The 19132-nt window shown below is 46.7% G+C and carries 22 protein-coding genes; 10 read left to right on the forward strand and 12 right to left on the reverse strand.

The annotated features are described in order from the left end of the window. Positions 1-108 precede the first annotated feature (108 nt). On the forward strand, positions 109-513 hold the full coding sequence (locus tag RQP18_RS00210; protein ID WP_342388185.1) for a helix-turn-helix transcriptional regulator: 405 nt from the start codon (positions 109-111) through the stop codon (positions 511-513). A 233-nt stretch (positions 514-746) separates the two neighbouring features. On the opposite strand, the gene RQP18_RS00215 is transcribed toward RQP18_RS00210, so the two are convergent. From RQP18_RS00215 to RQP18_RS00235, 5 genes are all read right to left on the reverse strand, one after another. Continuing rightward, positions 747-1250 carry a CHAP domain-containing protein gene (locus RQP18_RS00215; protein ID WP_342388186.1) on the reverse strand — a complete coding sequence of 168 codons (504 nt, stop codon included), beginning with the start codon at positions 1248-1250 and terminating at the stop codon, positions 747-749. Between the two features lie 124 nt (positions 1251-1374). Beyond that, on the reverse strand, positions 1375-1725 hold the full coding sequence (locus RQP18_RS00220) for a hypothetical protein (RefSeq protein ID WP_342388187.1): 351 nt from the start codon (positions 1723-1725) through the stop codon (positions 1375-1377). 84 nt (positions 1726-1809) lie between these two features. After that, on the reverse strand, positions 1810-3741 hold the full coding sequence (locus tag RQP18_RS00225) for a fructose-1,6-bisphosphatase (RefSeq protein WP_342389421.1): 1932 nt from the start codon (positions 3739-3741) through the stop codon (positions 1810-1812). A 167-nt stretch (positions 3742-3908) separates the two neighbouring features. Then, the gene (locus tag RQP18_RS00230; RefSeq protein ID WP_342388188.1) at positions 3909-4559 is read right to left on the reverse strand and encodes a class I SAM-dependent methyltransferase; all 651 of its coding nucleotides are present in this window, start codon (positions 4557-4559) and stop codon (positions 3909-3911) included. Between the two features lie 93 nt (positions 4560-4652). Continuing rightward, positions 4653-5081, reverse strand: coding sequence for an Hsp20/alpha crystallin family protein (locus RQP18_RS00235; protein ID WP_342388189.1), 429 nt, complete (start codon positions 5079-5081; stop codon positions 4653-4655). 282 nt (positions 5082-5363) lie between these two features. On the opposite strand from RQP18_RS00235, the gene RQP18_RS00240 reads away from it, so the two are divergent. The 3 genes from RQP18_RS00240 to RQP18_RS00250 are packed head-to-tail and all read left to right on the forward strand — an operon-like array spanning position 5364 to position 8153. Then, the gene (locus RQP18_RS00240; RefSeq protein WP_373446094.1) at positions 5364-6413 is read left to right on the forward strand and encodes a quaternary amine ABC transporter ATP-binding protein; all 1050 of its coding nucleotides are present in this window, start codon (positions 5364-5366) and stop codon (positions 6411-6413) included. After that, positions 6403-7239 carry an ABC transporter permease gene (locus RQP18_RS00245; protein ID WP_342388191.1) on the forward strand — a complete coding sequence of 279 codons (837 nt, stop codon included), beginning with the start codon at positions 6403-6405 and terminating at the stop codon, positions 7237-7239. The genes RQP18_RS00240 and RQP18_RS00245 overlap by 11 nt, the downstream gene beginning before the upstream one ends. Positions 7240-7265: 26 nt before the next feature. Next, positions 7266-8153, forward strand: a complete 888-nt coding sequence (locus RQP18_RS00250; RefSeq protein WP_342388192.1) for a glycine betaine ABC transporter substrate-binding protein — start codon at positions 7266-7268, stop codon at positions 8151-8153. Between the two features lie 76 nt (positions 8154-8229). Here RQP18_RS00250 and RQP18_RS00255 read toward each other — a convergent pair whose 3' ends face one another. Both RQP18_RS00255 and RQP18_RS00260 read right to left on the reverse strand, forming a co-directional pair. Then, on the reverse strand, positions 8230-8841 hold the full coding sequence (locus RQP18_RS00255) for an FMN-binding negative transcriptional regulator (RefSeq protein ID WP_342388193.1): 612 nt from the start codon (positions 8839-8841) through the stop codon (positions 8230-8232). 21 nt (positions 8842-8862) lie between these two features. Further along, entirely contained in the window at positions 8863-9384 is a 522-nt protein-coding gene (locus RQP18_RS00260; RefSeq protein WP_342388194.1) for a GNAT family N-acetyltransferase, read from the reverse strand. A gap of 86 nt (positions 9385-9470) precedes the next feature. On the opposite strand from RQP18_RS00260, the gene RQP18_RS00265 reads away from it, so the two are divergent. Further along, the gene (locus RQP18_RS00265) at positions 9471-10106 is read left to right on the forward strand and encodes a hypothetical protein (protein WP_342388195.1); all 636 of its coding nucleotides are present in this window, start codon (positions 9471-9473) and stop codon (positions 10104-10106) included. A gap of 45 nt (positions 10107-10151) precedes the next feature. Here RQP18_RS00265 and RQP18_RS00270 read toward each other — a convergent pair whose 3' ends face one another. The 3 genes from RQP18_RS00270 to RQP18_RS00280 all read right to left on the reverse strand — a co-directional run bounded on the left by RQP18_RS00270 (position 10152) and on the right by RQP18_RS00280 (position 12092). After that, positions 10152-11102 (reverse strand): TDT family transporter, encoded by a 951-nt coding sequence (locus tag RQP18_RS00270; RefSeq protein ID WP_342388196.1) that lies wholly within the window; start codon positions 11100-11102, stop codon positions 10152-10154. A gap of 130 nt (positions 11103-11232) precedes the next feature. Further along, positions 11233-11904 carry an antibiotic biosynthesis monooxygenase family protein gene (locus tag RQP18_RS00275; RefSeq protein ID WP_342388197.1) on the reverse strand — a complete coding sequence of 224 codons (672 nt, stop codon included), beginning with the start codon at positions 11902-11904 and terminating at the stop codon, positions 11233-11235. After that, positions 11901-12092: a hypothetical protein gene (locus RQP18_RS00280; RefSeq protein WP_342388198.1), complete on the reverse strand. Its 192-nt coding sequence runs from the start codon at positions 12090-12092 to the stop codon at positions 11901-11903. Before RQP18_RS00280 ends, RQP18_RS00275 begins: the two co-directional genes overlap by 4 nt. A gap of 151 nt (positions 12093-12243) precedes the next feature. Between RQP18_RS00280 and RQP18_RS00285 the strand changes: the two genes are divergently transcribed. After that, on the forward strand, positions 12244-12570 hold the full coding sequence (locus RQP18_RS00285) for an antibiotic biosynthesis monooxygenase (RefSeq protein ID WP_342388199.1): 327 nt from the start codon (positions 12244-12246) through the stop codon (positions 12568-12570). A 101-nt stretch (positions 12571-12671) separates the two neighbouring features. Then, the gene (locus tag RQP18_RS00290; protein WP_342388200.1) at positions 12672-13286 is read left to right on the forward strand and encodes a LysE/ArgO family amino acid transporter; all 615 of its coding nucleotides are present in this window, start codon (positions 12672-12674) and stop codon (positions 13284-13286) included. A gap of 8 nt (positions 13287-13294) precedes the next feature. Here the strand turns inward: RQP18_RS00290 and RQP18_RS00295 are convergent, their stop codons facing one another. Next, positions 13295-14008 carry a YwaF family protein gene (locus RQP18_RS00295; protein WP_342388201.1) on the reverse strand — a complete coding sequence of 238 codons (714 nt, stop codon included), beginning with the start codon at positions 14006-14008 and terminating at the stop codon, positions 13295-13297. Between the two features lie 137 nt (positions 14009-14145). On the opposite strand from RQP18_RS00295, the gene RQP18_RS00300 reads away from it, so the two are divergent. Continuing rightward, positions 14146-15492 carry an MATE family efflux transporter gene (locus RQP18_RS00300; protein ID WP_342388202.1) on the forward strand — a complete coding sequence of 449 codons (1347 nt, stop codon included), beginning with the start codon at positions 14146-14148 and terminating at the stop codon, positions 15490-15492. A gap of 68 nt (positions 15493-15560) precedes the next feature. Here RQP18_RS00300 and RQP18_RS00305 read toward each other — a convergent pair whose 3' ends face one another. Next, positions 15561-15899, reverse strand: coding sequence for a TIGR04104 family putative zinc finger protein (locus RQP18_RS00305; RefSeq protein WP_373446095.1), 339 nt, complete (start codon positions 15897-15899; stop codon positions 15561-15563). 148 nt (positions 15900-16047) lie between these two features. Between RQP18_RS00305 and pflB the strand changes: the two genes are divergently transcribed. Both pflB and pflA read left to right on the forward strand, forming a co-directional pair. After that, the gene (gene pflB / locus RQP18_RS00310; protein ID WP_342388203.1) at positions 16048-18297 is read left to right on the forward strand and encodes a formate C-acetyltransferase; all 2250 of its coding nucleotides are present in this window, start codon (positions 16048-16050) and stop codon (positions 18295-18297) included. Between the two features lie 28 nt (positions 18298-18325). After that, complete coding sequence (gene pflA / locus RQP18_RS00315) at positions 18326-19081, forward strand: pyruvate formate-lyase-activating protein (RefSeq protein ID WP_342388204.1); 756 nt, start codon at positions 18326-18328, stop codon at positions 19079-19081. Positions 19082-19132 lie beyond the last annotated feature (51 nt).

Here is a 19132-nt window from a genome sequence, read left to right on the forward strand (position 1 = left end):
AATGCTTTTCAGCCCTTATGTAGACCATGAGTTTACCGCAGTAACATAAGGTTTATTCCCATATTTTGAGAAATGGTGTACGCTTTCTTTAAAAGGGGGCTATCTAATATGGATATGGAGTTTGGCAATAAATTGAAGAAATTGAGGACGGATGAAGGGATGTCGCAGGAAGAGCTCTCCAGGACGTTGAATGTCTCACGTCAGGCTGTCTACAAATGGGAGAAAAATCGCGGCTATCCGGATATTGATAACCTCATCAGGATCAGCGACATATTCAATGTGACGATTGATGATCTCATCAGGAATGATAAGGACATGAAGGATAAGATCAGTATTGATGAAGAGCAGCCGTTTGAAATGCTTGGTGATCTCGGCTTTTATATTGGTATGATTATGGTCATTTTAGGTGCTATCCTCTTTGAAGATACTCTTTCAATCACATTCATGCTTTTGGGGTTGCTTACGGTTGCCTTCTTTGATGACTTGATAAAGTCGTTGAAGTCACTTTTCTAGATTGGAACAGAAATATAGAAGTGCCAAAAAATCTATCGACACATGGAAGACAAATGAAGTGGATCGCGGACCATCGGAGATATAACGGGGGTGATATCGGCAATTTAGAGTAGTGCTGTGGTACTGCATTTAAAGGCTGTCAAATCAATGTTTTCATCATTTATTATAACGGAATATGTTATAAAAATTGTAACGCCCGGCATTATAAAAGGGGGAGAACATGCATGTTCATGCTATGCCTGCTCTTCCAGGTCCTTTGGGCGTGGATTCTCTTTTGGATGGATATATGAATATCGGCCTGTATCATCTGCCGTAATCGTACGCTCGGTCACTTCATAGGGTTCGGTATAATTCATTTCGGAAATATGAAGCGAACCGTCTTCGTTGACCGACTCGATATAGGCCACATGTCCGAGTTCACCTCTTTCGGTCTGCAGGATGGCACCTGCTTTCGGTTCATCATTGACTGTGTAGCCATCGGCTTCTGCATTTTCCGCCCACTGGTCGGCATTCCGCCAGTCTGTTTCTATCATGTCACCCTGTGCCTTCACCTTTTCGAATACATGGTAGGTGCATTCCCCGGCATCATAAGTGTTGTTTGCCATCGGGTCGGGGAGTAGGTGGTATTCCAGTGTTTCCCATAGGCCGTCCTCAGTCTGACTGTCTGCTACAAACAGGCCAGCTGTAGCGAGGCCGATGATGACAAGCACAGCAAATCCTTTTTTCACGTGAAACATCCCTTTCCCACATTCTTTTCTTTTTATAGCATCATTTATTATACAGCCAGCCAGCACTTGATAAAATGATAATGCTCATTAAAAAAGCTGGCTCGAGGCCAGCTTTCCATCCACTTCATATAAATTATTTTTTGCCGAAGGTCTCCACGAAGCTTAGGAGGCTCAAGCTGAAGAATTTGAGTGCATTTTTGCTGCCTTCATAGCCATGGCCGGCTTTAAGGTGTTTAAAGATAGCGACTCCAAGTACGGAACTGATCATAAGTGATCCTATCCTAGTGAATGATTTGCCCAGGAATGAAGCAAGCAGGAATAGTGAACCGATGGCTTCAAAATAGCCGGCGATTTTCATCTGTTCGGGTTTTACATTGAACTCCTGTTCGAATTCCTCGCCCATTTGCCCTTCATTTTCAACTTTTGTCAGACCGCCTTCAATCATATTTTTACCGATGTAGGCATTGAATAGATAGTGGATCATATGAATCATCTCCTTTTCTTATTTTGCAAGTTTCTCAAATATAATCATAGTTGTCACTATATTTGCTTACAAAATGTAATTTGTTTAATTAATGTAACGATAGGACATGAGTGCCTGCAGCATTTCAATCTCTTCCTGCAGTCTGGCACCGATGTTGGTGTCGCGTATCTTCTTCCTTTGAAGCTCCTCATCGACGATGCGGCGCACGGAGAGTGCATCTGCACCATTCAACAGTACATTCTTCTTTGAATTGAAGTGCTGGTGGGCGACGAGTTGCATGCCATATGAGTTATACAGCAGTGTATAGCCGGCAATTCCTGTAGTCTTCTGGTACGCCTTGGAGAAGCCGCCATCGATGACGATCATCTTGCCGTCCGCCTTGATCGGATTCTCTCCATCGATCTCCTTCACGGGTGTATGCCCATTGATGATATGGCCCTGTTCCGGATCGAGGTTGAATTCTTCAAGCATCTTCCGGCATACATCCACATCTTCTCTCAGGTGATAGTATGGGTTCTTCTCTTCCTTGTGAGAAGCTTTGTCTTTGATGAAGTAGCGTTCAAATGTAGTCATCGCCCGTTTGCCGAACAGGGAGGAGTGTTTACCGGTCCAAAGGTACCATACAAGATCCGTCGACAGGTCATCCGTCGATTCGATATCTTTGAAGGCTTTGCGGAGATGATTCTCGAACTGGTTCAGCAGTTCCCTTCCTTCATAGATATTTCCATCAATTTCCATCTGTTCCATATTACCGTCTTCGTCTACAGGAATACATCCATGAATCAGCAGGTTGCCATTATATTTCAGGTAGAGGCTGCCTTTTTTCATCAGGAAATTCATGTGGCGTTTCAACTTTTCCGATTGCTGGAGGGAGAGCAGGAGTTTATCGATGACTTCCTCTTCCTCTTCGAGCAGTTTCACTGGATCTTCTGGATCGACAGTCGAGAAGCAGGTGTGCTCCAATGGATAGGTCTCCCCGTAGACTGTGATTTCCTGCTTGTCATAATCGACTTTTTCCAGAACGAGCCGCTCTTCCATTTCGAAATATGGACGGCGTTTGATGATCGGGCTTTCCAGCTTGAACTGGATGATGGCGATGGCCTGGTGGATTTTTGTAATCTGGAGCTTTTCCTGTTCTGTAAGTGCCTTTTCCGAATGCTGCTTCGGATGGAAGGCAGGATTGTCTTCATAATATTTCTCAGCCAGGTTCAGAAGTGGACGCAGGTTGATGCCGTATGCATCTTCGATGATATCAAGGTTGTCATAGCGTGCACAAATCCTGAGAATGTTCGCAAGGCATACTTTTGAGCCGGCATATGCACCGATCCACAGTACATCGTGGTTCCCCCACTGGATATCCAAGGAATGATAGTCGATCAGCGTATCCATGATCTTATCCGGCTCCGGTCCTCGGTCGTAGATGTCCCCTACTACATGGAGGTGGTCGACGACCAGGCGCTGTGTTGTATAGGAAAGGCCTATGATGAGTTTCTCTGCCTGGCCGAGTGTAATGATCTTGTCAACGATCTTTTCATAATAAGGCTTTTTATTCGTATCTTCATCACTCTTGTAGAGCAGTTCCTCGATGATGTAGACAAATTGTTTCGGCAAAGCTTTTCTCAGCTTTGAACGTGTGTACTTGGAAGAGGCGAAAGATATCAGTTCGATCATATGATGAATCTTTATTTTATACCATTCGTTCAGCGCCTCTCTTGAACCTACCTGGTTCTTGACCAGTTTCAATTTGTCCTCCGGGTAATATACGAGGGCTGCAAATTCGCTGATTTCATCCTCTGTCAGCCTGTCCTTGAAAACATCCCGGATTTTTACCCGTACGTTGCCGGACCCATTCCTCAGCACATGCTGAAAAGCCTGGAATTCCCCATGCAGATCGCTGACAAAATGTTCAGTGCCCTTCGGCAGGTCCAGTATGGACTCGAGATTGATGATCTCCGTGACGACTTTTTCTTCGCTATTGAATTTTTCTGACAGCAGGTTGAGATATTTCGCTTCCATATCCCGTCCTTTGCCGACTGTCCCAGTTTTGAAATCGTTACCAAAAGTATTTACCATAAGACACACTCCTGTTCAGATATTACCCTCCATTATACTTGAATTTCGGGAGTTTTGGCGCAGTCCTTTCAGATTCATTACATTTACATTCATTTTCATAGCTGAGTTCTTCATGAATCCAGCATGAACGTTGTATGCCGTACATTGTTGGTGTGGATGATCTTCAGCCCCGTTCTATTGGCAATATAATGCATGGTTTTTGGCGTATAGAAGGAGATATGAGTGCGGTCACGCATATAGTGCCAGTTGTTGAAATGATTCATGTCATTGTGGTGGAAAAGGGTCATGACAGCAAGTACTCCCTCAGGTTTCAAGAGGTCGGCGAACCGGCTGAAGTATTCGAGGGGGTCTTCCAGATGTTCGACCACTTCAGTAGCGGTAATCAGATCGTACTTTTTTCCCTCATAGATCCTCTCCGGGACATAGAACAGGTCGTATATGTCCATATGGAAATCATGGTTCTGATCCAGTATCTGGGCAAGAACCGGTGCCGGCCCACTTCCGAAATCAAGGCCCTGAACATCGCCGCTGACATAGGGGAAGACCGCATCATACAGAAACTCATAGAAGAAATCGACATACCCGGGGTCATCGATCGAGTTGTTGTGGGAGTTGTAGATTTTGAGTTCCTCCTGTTCAGAAAGGATGCTGTTTTCATCTTTAGAAACATATTCACAGAAAGGGCAAAAGTGGTAGTCACCAAGTTTTTGATGGCTGAAAAGGCTGGTGTCTGAGTGGCATAATTTGCATCCCGTGTTCATCGCATCACCTCTTAATCTGTAAGTTTTCCTTATTATACCAATAAAAAAAGCATGAACCAAAAGGTTCATGCCTGTTCACTGATTATTTATCGTCTAATTGATTTCAATGCGTTTCGAGCGGTCATCTCTATTTGTTTTTGGGAGTGTTATTTTCAGTATACCGTTATTGAAGTCGGCTGAAATGCCGTCCTCCCGGATGTTATCGAAGGCAAATTGGCGTTTTATGGTGCTGTAGCTGCGTTCACGATGAATGACACGTCCCTGATCATCCTTGGCTTCATTATCGATGGATTGTTCACCTGAAATCGACAGTATACCGTTACTATATTCAATATTGATGTTTTCCTTCTCGATGCCTGGCAGTTCCGCCTCGAGGACATATGAGTGGTCATACTCTCGAATGTCGGATTTCATCGTGCTTTCAGGGAATTGTGTAAAGAGTTGACGACCAACATCCCTGAACATATCGCTAGGACTCATATCAAAAAAGCTGTTGTTGAAAGGTTTCATTTCAAAAGCCATTCCACATCTCTCCTTTAATGATAATATACAAAGCCCCGGATATCTTCACACCCTGCCGACTTTGCATATATATTATAACACTAAGGTCAATGTTGGTCAAATGATAATGATTAATTTATATCAATATTTATTTTCTATGTATTGCTTACTATTTAATACCTTATAATAATATATTACATTAGCATTTTATCTAACCAAGTTTGATTTATTAAATTCCTTATGTTAGGTTGGTAAAGCGCACTAAGAGGGTGCAACGGATAAAAAATGTTGAACAGTTAAGGAATGAGAGATGTGGGCATAATAGAAATAAAGGATGTAACCAAGGTTTTTGGAGATTACACCAAAGAGGTGCAGGATCTATTACATAGCAATGAATCGAAGGATGAAATATTCAAGAAGACAGGCGCCACAGTGGCGGTAAAATCTGCGAATATGACGGTAGAACAAGGTGAAGTCTTTGTAGTCATGGGGCTTTCAGGGAGTGGCAAATCCACTCTGATAAGACTCATCAATCGCCTGATAGATCCGACAGATGGGAATCTGATTGTTAAAGATAAGAATGTCTCCAAGTTAAGTGCAGAGGAACTGAGAGAATTCAGAAGAGTGAACTTGAGTATGGTTTTTCAGAAGTTTGCTTTGTTTCCATTTAAAAATATACTCGAGAATGCTGCTTTCGGGTTGGAGGTAAGAAAGATTCCCAAGAAAGAAAGGCTGGAGAAGGCGGAGAACGCCCTCAGACTGGTCGGATTGGATAACTATAAGACCCAGTATCCGGATCAATTGTCCGGTGGAATGCAGCAGCGTGTAGGTCTGGCTCGGGCACTTGCAAACGAAACGGACATACTTTTGATGGATGAAGCATTTTCTGCCCTCGATCCCCTGATCAGGAAGGAAATGCAGCATGAGTTGCTGCAGTTGCAAAAAAAGATGAAGAAAACGATTGTCTTCATCACTCATGATCTGGATGAGGCACTTAGTATCGGGGACCGCATCGCCCTCATGAAAGATGGTGCAATCGCACAAGTAGGCAGACCTGAAGAAATCGTAAGAAAACCTGCGGATGATTATGTAAAATCTTTTGTAAAAGATATAGACCGCTCAAAGGTGCTTAAGGTCAAACATATCATGACACCACGTGGCAATGACTGGATATCTGATCCTAAGCACACGATTGACTCGGAAGCACTGCTATACAAAACATTCGATGCTTTTAAAGAGGGCGTCAAGGAACTAGGTGTCGAAGAAAACGGAGAAACGATCGGTGTCGTAGAGTTTGATAAGGTGTTTGAAGTTCTGGCCCAGGGAAGCGAGGTGAATGGTGATGTTGGATAGTCTCCCGCGTTTGCCTGTTGCCGACTGGACAGCGAGTTTTGTGGACTGGCTGACCAGTTCGTTCAGCTTCATATTTGACCCTATAAAACTGTATCTTGGCAGTCTGATGGATATGATCATCACTATTTTGGAGTTTATACCTCCAATACTCTTCATCCTCATTATCATGGCATTGGCTGCAATATTCATGACGAGAAAGATCGTATCTCCGTTGCTGATTGGTCTCGGTCTCCTATTCATATATAATCAGGGGTTATGGGAGCATCTGATTGATACGATGACGCTGGTAATCATAAGTGGGTTAATATCAGTCATTATCGGCATCCCATTGGGCATCCTCATGTCCAGAAGTGACTATTTCGAATCGTTCATGAAACCGGTTCTAGATTTCATGCAGACGATGCCGGCTTTTGTTTACCTGATACCAGCCGTTGCATTTTTCGGTATTGGAATGGTGCCGGGTGTGTTTGCTTCTGTTATTTTCTCTGCTCCCCCTACGATTCGGTTGACGAATCTGGGAATTAGGCAGATTTCAACAGACCTGATTGAAGCAAGTGATGCATTCGGTACTACACCTTTCCAAAAACTGGTCAAAGTACAATTGCCACTTGCGAAAGTGTCCATCATGGCCGGTGTAAATCAGACAATCATGCTGGCACTTTCAATGGTAGTCATCGCATCCATGATCGGTGCGCCGGGTCTTGGAACGGAAGTATTGAGTTCTCTGCAGAGAGCTCAAGTAGGTACAGGGTTTGTTGCTGGATTGGGTATCGTGATATTAGCAATAATAATTGATCGTTTTACACAGTCCAAGAAAAATATATAGAACCAATAATCTTAGGAGGTTATTTTGTGAAAAAGTGGAATCTTTTAGTACTGACACTTGTATTATCAGTTGTCCTTGCAGCATGTGGGGGCACGGAAGAGACGGAGACATCAGAAGAAGGCGGAACAGAAGATAATGGTAACTTGGGTGAAGAGAGCCTTACTCTCTCATATGTAGAATGGGATTCAGAAATTGCTTCTACTTACGTCATCCAGAAAGTCTTGGAAGATGCTGGATACAGCGTTGAAATAACACCGCTTGATAATGCCATCATGTGGCAGTCGGTCGCAACCGGTGAATCGGATGGCATGGTAAGTGCATGGTTGCCTTTGACACATGGAGATCTATACGACGAGTATGAAGAACAATTTGAAGATCTGGGCGCAAACTTGGAAGGTGCAAAAATTGGTATGGTCGTGCCTCAGGACTTCCCAGTAGATTCGATTGCTGATCTTAGCGATGAAGCTGGACAGACTGTCACTGGTATTGAACCAGGGGCTGGCGTTGTCCAAGCCGCAGAAAATGCAGTGGAAGAGTACGATAACCTTGAAGGATGGGAAGTACAAACTTCATCCTCAGGTGCAATGGCGACTGAACTTGGACAAGCAATGGAAAATGGCGAGGAAATCGTCGTTACAGGCTGGTCCCCCCACTGGAAGTTCCAAGTACATGACTTGAAATATCTCGATGATCCTGAAGGTATATTCGGAGAAGAAGAACACATCAATACCATCGTTCGTCAAGGACTGGGTGAAGACAGCCCGCACGCCTATGATATTCTCGATAACTTTAGTTGGACGACAGAAGATATGGAAGCAGTAATGCTTGATATAGAAGAAGGCGCTTCACCTGAAGAAGCGGCTACAACTTGGGTTGAAGAGAATCAGGATATGGTATCAGAGTGGACACAATAAGTAATACGGAGAAAAGGATGGCCTCAATTGGGAGGTCATCCTTTTTTTGTTTGGATATTGGCTGGCAATTTCGACTCTAATATCTGTGTCTTTTCATCTCTTCTGATATCTGACGTGCTTTTTGATCATTCTTCTCGGCCAGGTGTTCCATGACGCTGTCAAAGTCTCTCCTACTTTTGTTCTGGTTCATTTTGTAGGCCGCCTGCACTTCATTGACTTCTATTTTGAACCCGACGATACCTTTTATCTGACCTTTACTCTTATCGGATAGGTTTTCCCATGTCTTGCCTGCCTCGCGATGGCCTTCATAGCGATCCAGCAGGTGGATTAGGTCGTTCTCCAATTCGTCCTCTGAAAGCAATGTTCCTGAACCATAGATGTGGAGGGATTGATAGTTCCAGGTCGAGACCTCCTCCTTTTCATACCAGGAAGCGGAAACGTACGCGTGTGGCCCCTGGAATATGAGCAGTATATCGTCGTTATCATCAATGGTCTTCCATTGCGGATTGCCCTTCGCAAGGTGCCCGGTGATGACATGGCCATTGCCACTCCGGCTCATTTCCATGGGAACATGGGTGGCCATTGGCCGGCCGTTATCATTGGATATGATTGTCCCGAATGGATGGTTTCTTACAAAGCTTTCGATTTCATCCAAATTAGTTACTTTATAGTACTTTGGTATATACATCAGAACACCCCTTTTTCGAATTTATGATGCAAGCGGCTTCACCATGATGATATCAGTCTGCTCTTCATCCCCCATGTAGAAGGAATGGCTCCCCTCCTCCCTGAAGCCGAGCTTTTTGTAGAAGGCGATGGCTTTATCATTTTTTTCCCATACACCGAGCCATATTTTGGAGGTCTGCATTTCATTGGCGATATCCATTGCCTTATCGAACAGTATGCGGCCAAGCCCCTGCCCTTGGAAAGCCTTCAGTATGTAAATCCGTTCGATTTCCAAAGCATCATTGCCCATCTCTTCGGTCTGGGCATCTCCAGTGTTTATTTTTAGGTAGCCGGCGTGGTCATCCCCTGCATATATGAAGAAGAACTGGGAGTCTTTTTCAGAAAGTTCATTTTTAACCTTCTTTTCAGTGAATGCCTGGGCAAGGTAGGCTTCCATATTCTCCGGTTTGTTCTGTGCCCTGAACGTTTCGTCAAACGTGACATGGCTGATCTCCTGCAGCTGTTTCCAGTCATTTTCTGTGCATCTTGTAATTGTCATGTTCATCTGCTTCACCCCAATGATAGAATATTCTTATTGATAGTTTACCACGTTGGACGTATTCGGAATAATAAGTTGAAAAGGAGAATTTGATGAGGATAAGGGATATACTGATTGGAATAGTCGTGGTGGTACTGGCTGGATGCGGAAGTGCAACCAATACGATGAAGACAGCTGAAGTCTCTGAAAATGAAAAGCAGCTTATATCAGCCCTTTCCGAGGAAACATTTGTTTATGAGGTTGAGCATGCAGATTTGGAAAAACCTTATTTGAATATTTGGATTGAAGAGTATGTATACGGAGAAAAACAAGAAGAGTATCTGATGAGGCATAGTACGGAAAGAACAGATGAAACTGGAAGTGGATCAGACGAGGGAAGACTTTATTTCTCCCTTCAAGACCAGAATAACGATCGGAAATCAATTAAGATTATACATATGGATAATGGAGTCTACAGTATCAGTGAGCTTGATGCTGTATTTGGTGAGGAGGTTGATATGGAGAATATGAGCAGGACGTCCAGCACTGAAATTGGTGAGTCCGTCGATTTCAGTGATGAAGCGGAAGTGGTCATCGGTGTTATGCAGTATTTTGATAATGCATCTGAAGTACGAGGTGTTGTACCTGAGGCGCTGAATAAGGGGAATGTCCGTGCAGAAGACCTGTTTGAAGAGAATCCCGTTTCCTATTTGATCAAGGTCCAGTTCTCATCAGAACCCCACTCATGATTATATATTGAAAATTAAAGGACCGCAGTGCCTCTCACTGCGGTCCTAGTTATATGACTGGCCGTTGTCTGCATAGCATTGCACGATAAAAATCGAATAGCGTATCAGTACATAGGTGACGATGATGACAGCCAGTGACAGTTCGATGGTGGAAAGGAATCCGAGTATGCTGTTCATCAGACTTCTGCCATCCGTCATCTGCAATGTATAGATGATCGCCGTAGCAGAAATGACGACTGGAAACGTCAGGGCGGCATAGCTCGGATGAAATCTGAAACGCATGATTCTGGGAAGCCTCATGACAATCAGAAAATATACTGTCTGCGACAGGATGAGCAGCAAATATACGAGCATTTCAGAAGGATGTTCCATGACGGAGATATAGCCGGTCAGACATAACGAACCCGGTGCAGCGACGATGGCAACGAGTGGCAGTGTGGCACGGGTGGTCCGCTGTTTTATCACCTGGCTGATGACGAGCGGCAGCAGGATGAGATAGAATGCGAGGGCAATCCAGATGACAATCTGGCCGAACTCCACTCCGAAGTTGCTTGAAGTGGTTGGTATGACACCGATGCCGACAAAAGTGACAAACCAGCCGGGATTGATATATTCGGACTTCATCCTGTTCGGCGTGACGAAGGTGAGGGCGAAGAAAGCCATCAGGCCAAAATGCAGGATGATGGCAAGCCACCATACAGCGAATATGAGCGGATCATTTACAGTGAAATGGCCGAGAATATTGCAGAGTACCATGAGCGACATCGGAAATGTCGGTGATATGGCAGCCACGCCAGGATTATCCAATGTTTTCAGGGTGTCTCTGCCCGTAACGGTGATTTTCATGAAGAACAGGAGCATCAGCAGTATGCCCATGCCAGTGAAAGCCCACCCGATGAGAGTGTGCTGTATGGAGAAGAAGAGATGGCCGAGCGATACAAGGCCGAGTATCAGGCCGCAGATCGAGACAGGTATCTGGTTTAGGAAATGTTTCATAATAAGACACTTCTTTTCTAATGTTGGGAAGGTTGGTATCGCAAATTGAATACAATAAACAAGTTTACATAAGTAAGCCTATGTTTTCAATATGAAGAAGCAGTGACGGATGCATCACTGCTTTATTTAGCTATTCATTTTCCAGCTGGAAACGGACATTGAACGACTGTTCCCGATCGACCACTTCACGATCGAGACCGGATTTCGTTCCCCTTTTCCTATGGGTCTCACCATACTGTTCGGAGTCCTGCCAATTATGGAACGACTGTTCATCCTCCCACAAGGTCAAAATGATGTAATATGGGCCGGATACTGCCTTCATTACGCGAATGGCCTTGAAGCCATCGACTGTCACCAGGTTGGACTGGCGCTTCAGAAACCGTGCTTCGAAAGGTGCTTCCATGCCTTCATTAACATAGATGTTGTTAAGCACACAGTAGCCCGCATTTTCCACTTCCCTCCTACTTTCAATGATGGCATAGTGTACCTCTTCAGAATCCTGCCGGACCACCGCCCGTTCCTCTTCCAGAGAAATTTTGTATTTTCCTTCTGCATCTTTAAGGATCATGCTGTCACCTCTGTGTTCATTATTATTTTTGGGTATATTGGAGCCTATGGCTGTGCCGACCCCGGCTCCCAAAGCAATACCAACCGCCAGCTCGTCGATGGTAATGCCCAATAGTGCTCCAAAGAGTATGCCGAGCAGCAGTCCCGGGCTTCCATTCGATTTTTTAGCGTTATTATTGCTGTTCCGCTTCTCCTCCATGAACCACCCTTTTGAGTATGAATACAGTGTCATCATTTCTTGGAGCCCATGTTCGTAAGTACTGCCCCGAGAACTGCACCGAAGGCACTGCCAAAAGCGACGCCCAGCGCAATTTCATCGGCTGCGACACCCACAGCCGTCCCAATACCTGCACCGAGTGCAATGCCAACTCCTACGTAGGATGCATTCTTCTCCTTCTTTTGGCCATTCTGCTTATTATCCATGGAAACCATCCCCTTTGATTTCAGATATAAAGCCCACCATTCACTCAAATCATACCATATTTCACTGAAGGCTTATCCTGTAAGGCATCCGGTCATACATGATATATTTAGGTGGAAGAAATGGTTTATATTCAAGGAGGTATTCGGTCATATGATCAAAGCAGTGAATCAGATACGTGTAGAAAAAGGCAGAGTGGAGGAAGTGGCCCAACGGTTCTCGAAGGCAAAAGCGGTCCATACGTTTGATGGCTTCATCCTCATGGAAGTGCTGGTCAAGGAGAATACGGAGGAATATGATGTCATCGAAGTATGTACGACATGGGAGGACCATGCAAGCTTCGATGCCTGGAGGGAAAGCCGTGCGACGAAGAAGGCGCATGCTTCGGGCGGTTCTGAAGCGAAATCGGAAGATAACCCGATTCTTGGAGCTGAACTCTCCACCTATGAAGTGTTCGTTCAGCATCACCCGGAACAGTAAGTCGGGATTCAAATATGGTCATGAGAGCCATTCCACGATATAATGGAATGGCTTTTTTCCATTTCCCGGCCAATAATAATTAGAACTGAAGGAGAATGAATATGACTGCAGCACTGTTCCATGGCATTATTCTGGCATTCGGACTAATCCTCCCCCTCGGGGCACAAAACGTCTTCGTGTTCAATCAGGGTGCGTCACAGCCACGACTGCGGGGGGCAATTCCCGTCATCATTACCGCAGGGTTTTGTGACACGCTTCTGATCCTCCTTGCTGTACTTGGGGTCTCGGTCATCGTCCTGACCATGCCGGTCCTGCAGACGGTCATCTTCTCCCTTGGCATCATCTTTCTGCTGTATATGGGATGGTCGATCTGGAAGAGCGATCCAGCCACCCTCAGTCAGGAGGCGGCGGCGATGTCCATGCAGAAGCAGATTCTGTTCGCCATGTCCGTCTCATTGCTGAATCCCCATGCCATCATCGATACGATCGGTGTCATCGGTACAAGCTCACTCAGCTACGAAGGGCTGGAGAAAGTGGTTTTCACTGCAGCGTGCATCGTCATTTCCTGGCTGTGGTTCATCGGTCTTGCGATAGTCGGAAGGACAGTGGGGAACTTCGATACAAAAGGCGTATTTCTGAATGCCCTCAACAAGATTTCTGCAGTCATCATATGGGGTGTGGCGTTATATCTTGCCATGCAGTTGTTTGGAGGATAGATTCATTCCTATGCCTCCTCCTCGTGTGATGCCCGATATTTTAACCGGATTGAACCTTTCACTATGAGATAGACGAACAGAAATCCGAAAAATGTTCCTGCAAGATTAACAAGGATATAGGCGGATGCTCCCAATTCATGAAAAAAAGGACGCTGTTCTATGAAGAAATAGTTGCCGTCAAAATGGGGATTTAAGGAGTAGACCAGAAAGAAGTAGATGAGAAATACGATATAGGCCTGAAGCAGGCCTTTGAAAGTTGGAATGAAGCCGACTGCAAAATGCATAGCGAACGGAAACACTGTATTGATGCCGTGGAGCAGAAAGAATGCCCAACCTGCCATATGCCAAGGTGGGTAGATACCAATTGGGTAGAAGAAAGCACCATAGGAAAAAAGTCCCATATAGAATATTATCTGGTTCAGAAAGTCACGTCGGATGAAGAACTGGAGGATTACAAGCCATACGACCACCCGACAGATCTGCAAAGGGAGTGAATAGGCAGGATCATATTCTTCTGTGAGCAGATACCAGCCTATAATCAGTATCCTTTGCAGTATGGCAAGCAACAGAAATACGAAAAAGACAAAACCTGCTCGTCCGGGAAGCGTTTTTCTCACCATGAATACAAAAAGAAAGACTAGAGCAATCAGCATGACATAGATGAAATAGTTTACGTCACCGGGAGAAACTGCAGGGACCTGCGGATTTATGAAAAGTTTCATATGCATCCCCCATCTCATGAATGATAGGTACAAGGGTTACATCTTCAAGGTGATATTGCCTGCCCTCTTGACTTTAAATTATATAATAGATGATGAATTTGGCAACTTCTTGAAAAAATAATTTGGTAGGTGTAGATATGTCTCAGAATCAGCAGGACTTCACCCAGGGGTCCATCTTGAAATCCCTCATACTGTTTTCCGGACCAATCATGCTGACGAATCTGCTCCAGACGTCATTCCAGATTGTGGACAGCCTTTGGGTCGGGAATATACTCGGTGCATCGGCACTCGGTGCCGTCGCTGTTGCAACGACGATACTGATCACGGTCCTGTCATTCATACTGGGGCTCAACAACGCTGCACTCACCATACTGTCCCAGCAGTATGGCAAACGTGATGAGAAAGGGTTCAAATCCTATCTGAATGCATTCATCGTTACGATGACAAGCATGGCTCTGGTGTTCGGAATCATCGGCTTCGTCTTCGCGGAGCAGCTGCTGCTGTTGATCGGCACACCGGAAGACCTGCTCGGGCAAGCAAGAATCTATCTGCAGATCAGCTTCCTGAGCATGTTCTTCCTTTTTGCATACAACTTCATGAATACGGTCCTCAGGGCGGTCGGCGACAGCAAGACGCCGCTTCGGGTCGTATTTGTCGCCGTCATATTGAATGCGGCGCTGGCTCCGGTATTCCTGATAGGATTCGGGATGGGTATCGAGGGGGCCGCATTGTCGACGGTCGCGTCCCAGGGCATCGCGTTCCTCTACAGCGTCTACTACTCGGTGAAGCACGATCTGATCCCTTTCACAAAACCTTCCCTGCCTTCTGGCAAGGAAGTCAGGCTGATCTTCAACCTCGGCATTCCTGCCGGGCTGCAGATGGCCGTCATCCATGCTGGTGTCGCAGCCATTCTCAGTGTGGTCACACAGTTCGGCGGCCAGACCGTTGCAGGCTTCAGTGCCGCACAGCGGCTCGACAGCCTGATCATGCTGCCTGCAATGGCGCTCGGGACCGCAGTGAACAGCATGGCCGGGCAGAATATCGGAATCAACGACTGGGAACGCGTCAGGCAGATTGCGAAAAATGCCGCCCTCTACAACTTCGGCCTCATGGTGGCCGTCGCAATCTTCGTCATCACCTTCGCCGAATTCGGCATGCGCCTCTTTATAGAGGATGAGGAAGCGGTGCAGTTCGGTGCCCGGTACCTGCGTATCGTCGCCCTCTGCTACCCATTCCTTGGGCTGAACTTCGTGCTCAATGGCATCGTCCGAGCCTCCGGTGCGATGTACCAAGTACTTGGCCTGAACATCATTTCCTTCTGGATATTGCGGTATCCATTGACTGCCCTCTTCGCCTCCCAGTTTGGAGAAGTGGGCATCGGTATCGGCATGGGCATGAGTTTTATACTCAGCAGCGTATTTGCATTCACCTATTATAACTTCGGTGGCTGGAGGCGTAAGCAGCTGTTTGGAGAAAGTGGATAGAAGGATGGATAGTGTTTAATGATACATTGAAAGCTGCCTTGCGGGCAGCTTTTTTAGTTTCCTTAAAGTTATACCTTCCAGAAATCCCCATCGTCGTTGTCAGTGAGTTCAAAGGTGTGTACCTGGAATAATATACCAGCACTCAATGTTGGAATGAGGACAGATACATGGACTTGCCAGGGTGCATTGAAAAAGCTGGGCAGGAAGAACAGCAGGAGCATCAGAAAAGTGGTCAGACTGCTTTTCTTCCTATAACGCCAGGTCAGGTACTGCGCTTCTCCGCAATGTGGGCATGACATGCCCCTATCAAATGAAAAAGACTTCCTCAGTTTATCCTTGAACGTCCATCGTGTGCCGCAATTTGTGCATCGTGTCATGGCAAGGGCCTCCTGTGCATTTGGGTTCATTGTCTCATATTTCCAAAAAAATCTGCAAATGGATAAAGTCTCATCGATGCAGAATTGACACATCTTTCTTAATTTTATATGTGAATTAATTCACGATAATGATATACTTTACTTGTGATATATTGAACAATCATTTGGAGGGATGTTCATGTTGAAGGAAAGAGTTCAAAGAACAGATGCGTGGGAAGGCTTCAGAGCAGGACGTTGGAATAGGAAAGTGGATGTCAGGGAATTCATCCAGTTGAACTACACATTGTATGAAGGGACGGATGAATTCCTGGCCGGCCCGACGGAGGCGACGGAACGGCTGTGGAAGCAGGTGCTGGAACTGTCCAAGGAGGAACGTGAGCGTGGCGGCATGTGGGATATGGACACGAAGACCGTATCGACGATCACTTCCCACAAGGCGGGCTATCTGGACGAGAAACTGGAAACAATCGTAGGGGTGCAGACCGATGCGCCGTTCAAACGCTCCATGCAGCCATTCGGTGGCACCCGCATGGCAAAGGCGGCATGTGAGGCCTATGGATATGAGCTCGACAAGGAGACGGAAAGCATATTCACCGACTACCGCAAGACGCATAACCAGGGTGTATTCGATGCCTATTCGAAGGAGATGCTGGCATGCCGCAAGGCGGGCATCATCACCGGCCTGCCTGATGCATACGGCCGTGGCCGCATCATCGGGGACTACCGGAGAGTGGCGCTTTACGGCATAGATTTCCTCATGAATGAGAAGAAGGATGAGTTCGACAGCATGACGACCGTCATGTCGGAGGATGTGATCCGTCTGCGTGGGGAGATGTCGGAACAGTATCGTGCACTCGGTGAACTGAAAAAGCTTGGGGAAATATATGGATTCGACCTCAGCCGTCCGGCGCGAGATTTCAGGGAAGCGGTGCAATGGACATACCTTGCATACCTGGCGGCTGTGAAGGAGCAGAACGGGGCTGCAATGAGTCTCGGTCGCACATCCACCTTCCTCGACATCTATGCAGAACGCGACCTCGCAGCGGGGGTTGCAACCGAAGCGGAAGTGCAGGAAGTCATCGACCACTTCATCATGAAGCTTCGTCTTGTGAAGTTCGCCCGCACCCCGGACTACAATGAGCTGTTCTCAGGAGATCCGACATGGGTGACGGAATCCATCGGTGGCGTCGGCATCGACGGCCGGCCGCTTGTAACGAAAAACGCGTTCCGCTTTCTGCATTCACTCGACAACCTCGGACCGGCACCGGAGCCGAATCTTACAGTACTGTGGTCTGAGCGGCTGCCGGCGAACTTCAAGGCCTATTGTGCAAGGATGAGCATCAAGACAAGCTCCATCCAGTACGAGAATGATGATCTGATGCGGGAAAGCTATGGTGATGATTACGGCATCGCATGCTGTGTATCCGCAATGAGGATCGGAAAGCAGATGCAGTTCTTCGGTGCCCGGGCAAACCTGGCCAAGACACTGCTCTATGCCATCAACGGTGGAAGGGATGAAAAGTCCGGCGTACAAGTTGGTCCTGAATTTTCCTCTGTTACTTCCGAAGTGCTTGATTATGATGAGGTGGACAGGAAATTCGACGAAATGATGGAGTGGCTCGCCGGTGTCTACATCAATTCACTGAATGTCATCCACTATATGCATGACAAGTACAGCTACGAAAGAATCGAGATGGCACTGCACGACACGGATGTCCATCGCACGATGGCGACAGGCATCGCCGGACTGTCGGTCGTCGCCGATTCACTGTCCGCCATCAAGCACGCCACAGTGAAACCGGTGCGCAATGCAGAGGGTATCGCGGTCGACTTTGAAGTCGAAGGGGACTATCCGAAATACGGCAACAACGATGCGCGTGTCGACGATATCGCAATCGAACTGGTCGAACGCTTCATGGCGAAACTCAGAAAGCATAGGACATACCGCGATGCAGAGCACACCATGAGTGTATTGACGATCACTTCAAACGTCGTGTACGGCAAGAAGACCGGCAACACACCGGATGGACGCAAAGCCGGCGAACCGTTTGCGCCGGGGGCGAACCCGATGCATGGACGCGACCAGAAAGGGGCACTCGCTTCCCTCTCATCCGTCGCCAAGCTGCCGTATGACAGCTGTAAGGATGGCATTTCAAACACATTCAGTATCGTACCGAAATCCCTCGGCAAGGAAGAGCGAATACAGGAGATGAACCTGGTCGGCATACTCGATGGCTACGCCATGCAGCACGGACACCACCTGAATATCAACGTGTTCAACAGGGAGACGCTGATCGACGCGATGAATCATCCGGAAGAATATCCACAGCTGACCATCCGGGTATCCGGGTATGCCGTCAACTTCATCAAACTGACACGCGAACAGCAGCTCGATGTCATCGCACGCACATTCCATGAGAGAATGTAGAAACTATTAAAAGAGGCAGGGGTTTATCATGATCAAAGGGAATCTTCATTCTGTAGAAAGTCTCGGAACACTGGACGGACCAGGTCTGCGCTATGTATTGTTCACTCAGGGCTGCGTCCTCAGGTGCCTGTTCTGTCACAACCCGGATACATGGAAGATGCGTGGCGCCGCAAGAGTGGTGACAGCAGAAGAGATGGTCGAGGAGATCAGACCCTATATTCCCTACTTCAAAGCTTCAGGCGGGGGTGTCACTGTCAGCGGCGGGGAACCGCTTCTGCAGATGCCCTTCCTGACTGAACTGTTCAAGGCGCTGAAAGCCGAAGGCATCCATACGTGCATCGATACATCCGCCGGATGTGCAAATGATTCGGAAACTTTCACGAACGGGATGGAGGAGCTGCTCAAATATACGGATCTAGTACTCCTCGACCTGAAGCACATCGATAATGAAAAGCATATCCATCTGACCAAACGGCCGAATACCCATATACTCAAGTTTGCAGAAATGCTGTCGGAGCGTCATCAGCCGATATGGGTCAGACATGTACTTGTCCCGGGACTGACCGATGATGCGGAGGACCTCATCAAACTCGGCAGATTCATCAATTCCCTGAATAATGTCGAGAAGTTCGAAATACTCCCCTATAATCAGCTTGGTGTCCATAAATGGGAAGCGCTCGGTGTGCCCTACGAATTGAATGATGTAGAACCTCCAAGTGATACAGACGTCGAAGCAGCCTACCAGCTTGTGGATTTCAGGGGAATGGCCCCTGTGACAGCATAATATGATTCGGAAAGCCGGGACCATGTGTTCCGGTTTTTTGAGCACTTGGTT

It is taken from the genome of Salinicoccus sp. Bachu38 (genome assembly GCF_038561955.2).
Taxonomy (GTDB): domain Bacteria; phylum Bacillota; class Bacilli; order Staphylococcales; family Salinicoccaceae; genus Salinicoccus; species Salinicoccus bachuensis.

What these genes read in the sequence shown, in the direction of transcription:
- RQP18_RS00210 (WP_342388185.1), top strand. Translation starts at nt 109, where the DNA reads ATGGATATGGAGTTTGGCAATAAATTGAAGAAATTGAGGACGGATGAA.
- RQP18_RS00215 (WP_342388186.1), bottom strand. Translation starts at nt 1,250, where the DNA reads ATGTTTCACGTGAAAAAAGGATTTGCTGTGCTTGTCATCATCGGCCTC.
- RQP18_RS00220 (WP_342388187.1), bottom strand. Translation starts at nt 1,725, where the DNA reads ATGATCCACTATCTATTCAATGCCTACATCGGTAAAAATATGATTGAA.
- RQP18_RS00225 (WP_342389421.1), bottom strand. Translation starts at nt 3,741, where the DNA reads ATGGAAGCGAAATATCTCAACCTGCTGTCAGAAAAATTCAATAGCGAA.
- RQP18_RS00230 (WP_342388188.1), bottom strand. Translation starts at nt 4,559, where the DNA reads ATGAACACGGGATGCAAATTATGCCACTCAGACACCAGCCTTTTCAGC.
- RQP18_RS00235 (WP_342388189.1), bottom strand. Translation starts at nt 5,081, where the DNA reads ATGGCTTTTGAAATGAAACCTTTCAACAACAGCTTTTTTGATATGAGT.
- RQP18_RS00240 (WP_373446094.1), top strand. Translation starts at nt 5,364, where the DNA reads ATGAGAGATGTGGGCATAATAGAAATAAAGGATGTAACCAAGGTTTTT.
- RQP18_RS00245 (WP_342388191.1), top strand. Translation starts at nt 6,403, where the DNA reads ATGTTGGATAGTCTCCCGCGTTTGCCTGTTGCCGACTGGACAGCGAGT.
- RQP18_RS00255 (WP_342388193.1), bottom strand. Translation starts at nt 8,841, where the DNA reads ATGTATATACCAAAGTACTATAAAGTAACTAATTTGGATGAAATCGAA.
- RQP18_RS00260 (WP_342388194.1), bottom strand. Translation starts at nt 9,384, where the DNA reads ATGAACATGACAATTACAAGATGCACAGAAAATGACTGGAAACAGCTG.
- RQP18_RS00265 (WP_342388195.1), top strand. Translation starts at nt 9,471, where the DNA reads ATGAGGATAAGGGATATACTGATTGGAATAGTCGTGGTGGTACTGGCT.
- RQP18_RS00270 (WP_342388196.1), bottom strand. Translation starts at nt 11,102, where the DNA reads ATGAAACATTTCCTAAACCAGATACCTGTCTCGATCTGCGGCCTGATA.
- RQP18_RS00275 (WP_342388197.1), bottom strand. Translation starts at nt 11,904, where the DNA reads ATGATGACACTGTATTCATACTCAAAAGGGTGGTTCATGGAGGAGAAG.
- RQP18_RS00280 (WP_342388198.1), bottom strand. Translation starts at nt 12,092, where the DNA reads ATGGATAATAAGCAGAATGGCCAAAAGAAGGAGAAGAATGCATCCTAC.
- RQP18_RS00285 (WP_342388199.1), top strand. Translation starts at nt 12,244, where the DNA reads ATGATCAAAGCAGTGAATCAGATACGTGTAGAAAAAGGCAGAGTGGAG.
- RQP18_RS00290 (WP_342388200.1), top strand. Translation starts at nt 12,672, where the DNA reads ATGACTGCAGCACTGTTCCATGGCATTATTCTGGCATTCGGACTAATC.
- RQP18_RS00295 (WP_342388201.1), bottom strand. Translation starts at nt 14,008, where the DNA reads ATGAAACTTTTCATAAATCCGCAGGTCCCTGCAGTTTCTCCCGGTGAC.
- RQP18_RS00300 (WP_342388202.1), top strand. Translation starts at nt 14,146, where the DNA reads ATGTCTCAGAATCAGCAGGACTTCACCCAGGGGTCCATCTTGAAATCC.
- RQP18_RS00305 (WP_373446095.1), bottom strand. Translation starts at nt 15,899, where the DNA reads ATGAACCCAAATGCACAGGAGGCCCTTGCCATGACACGATGCACAAAT.
- pflB (WP_342388203.1), top strand. Translation starts at nt 16,048, where the DNA reads ATGTTGAAGGAAAGAGTTCAAAGAACAGATGCGTGGGAAGGCTTCAGA.
- pflA (WP_342388204.1), top strand. Translation starts at nt 18,326, where the DNA reads ATGATCAAAGGGAATCTTCATTCTGTAGAAAGTCTCGGAACACTGGAC.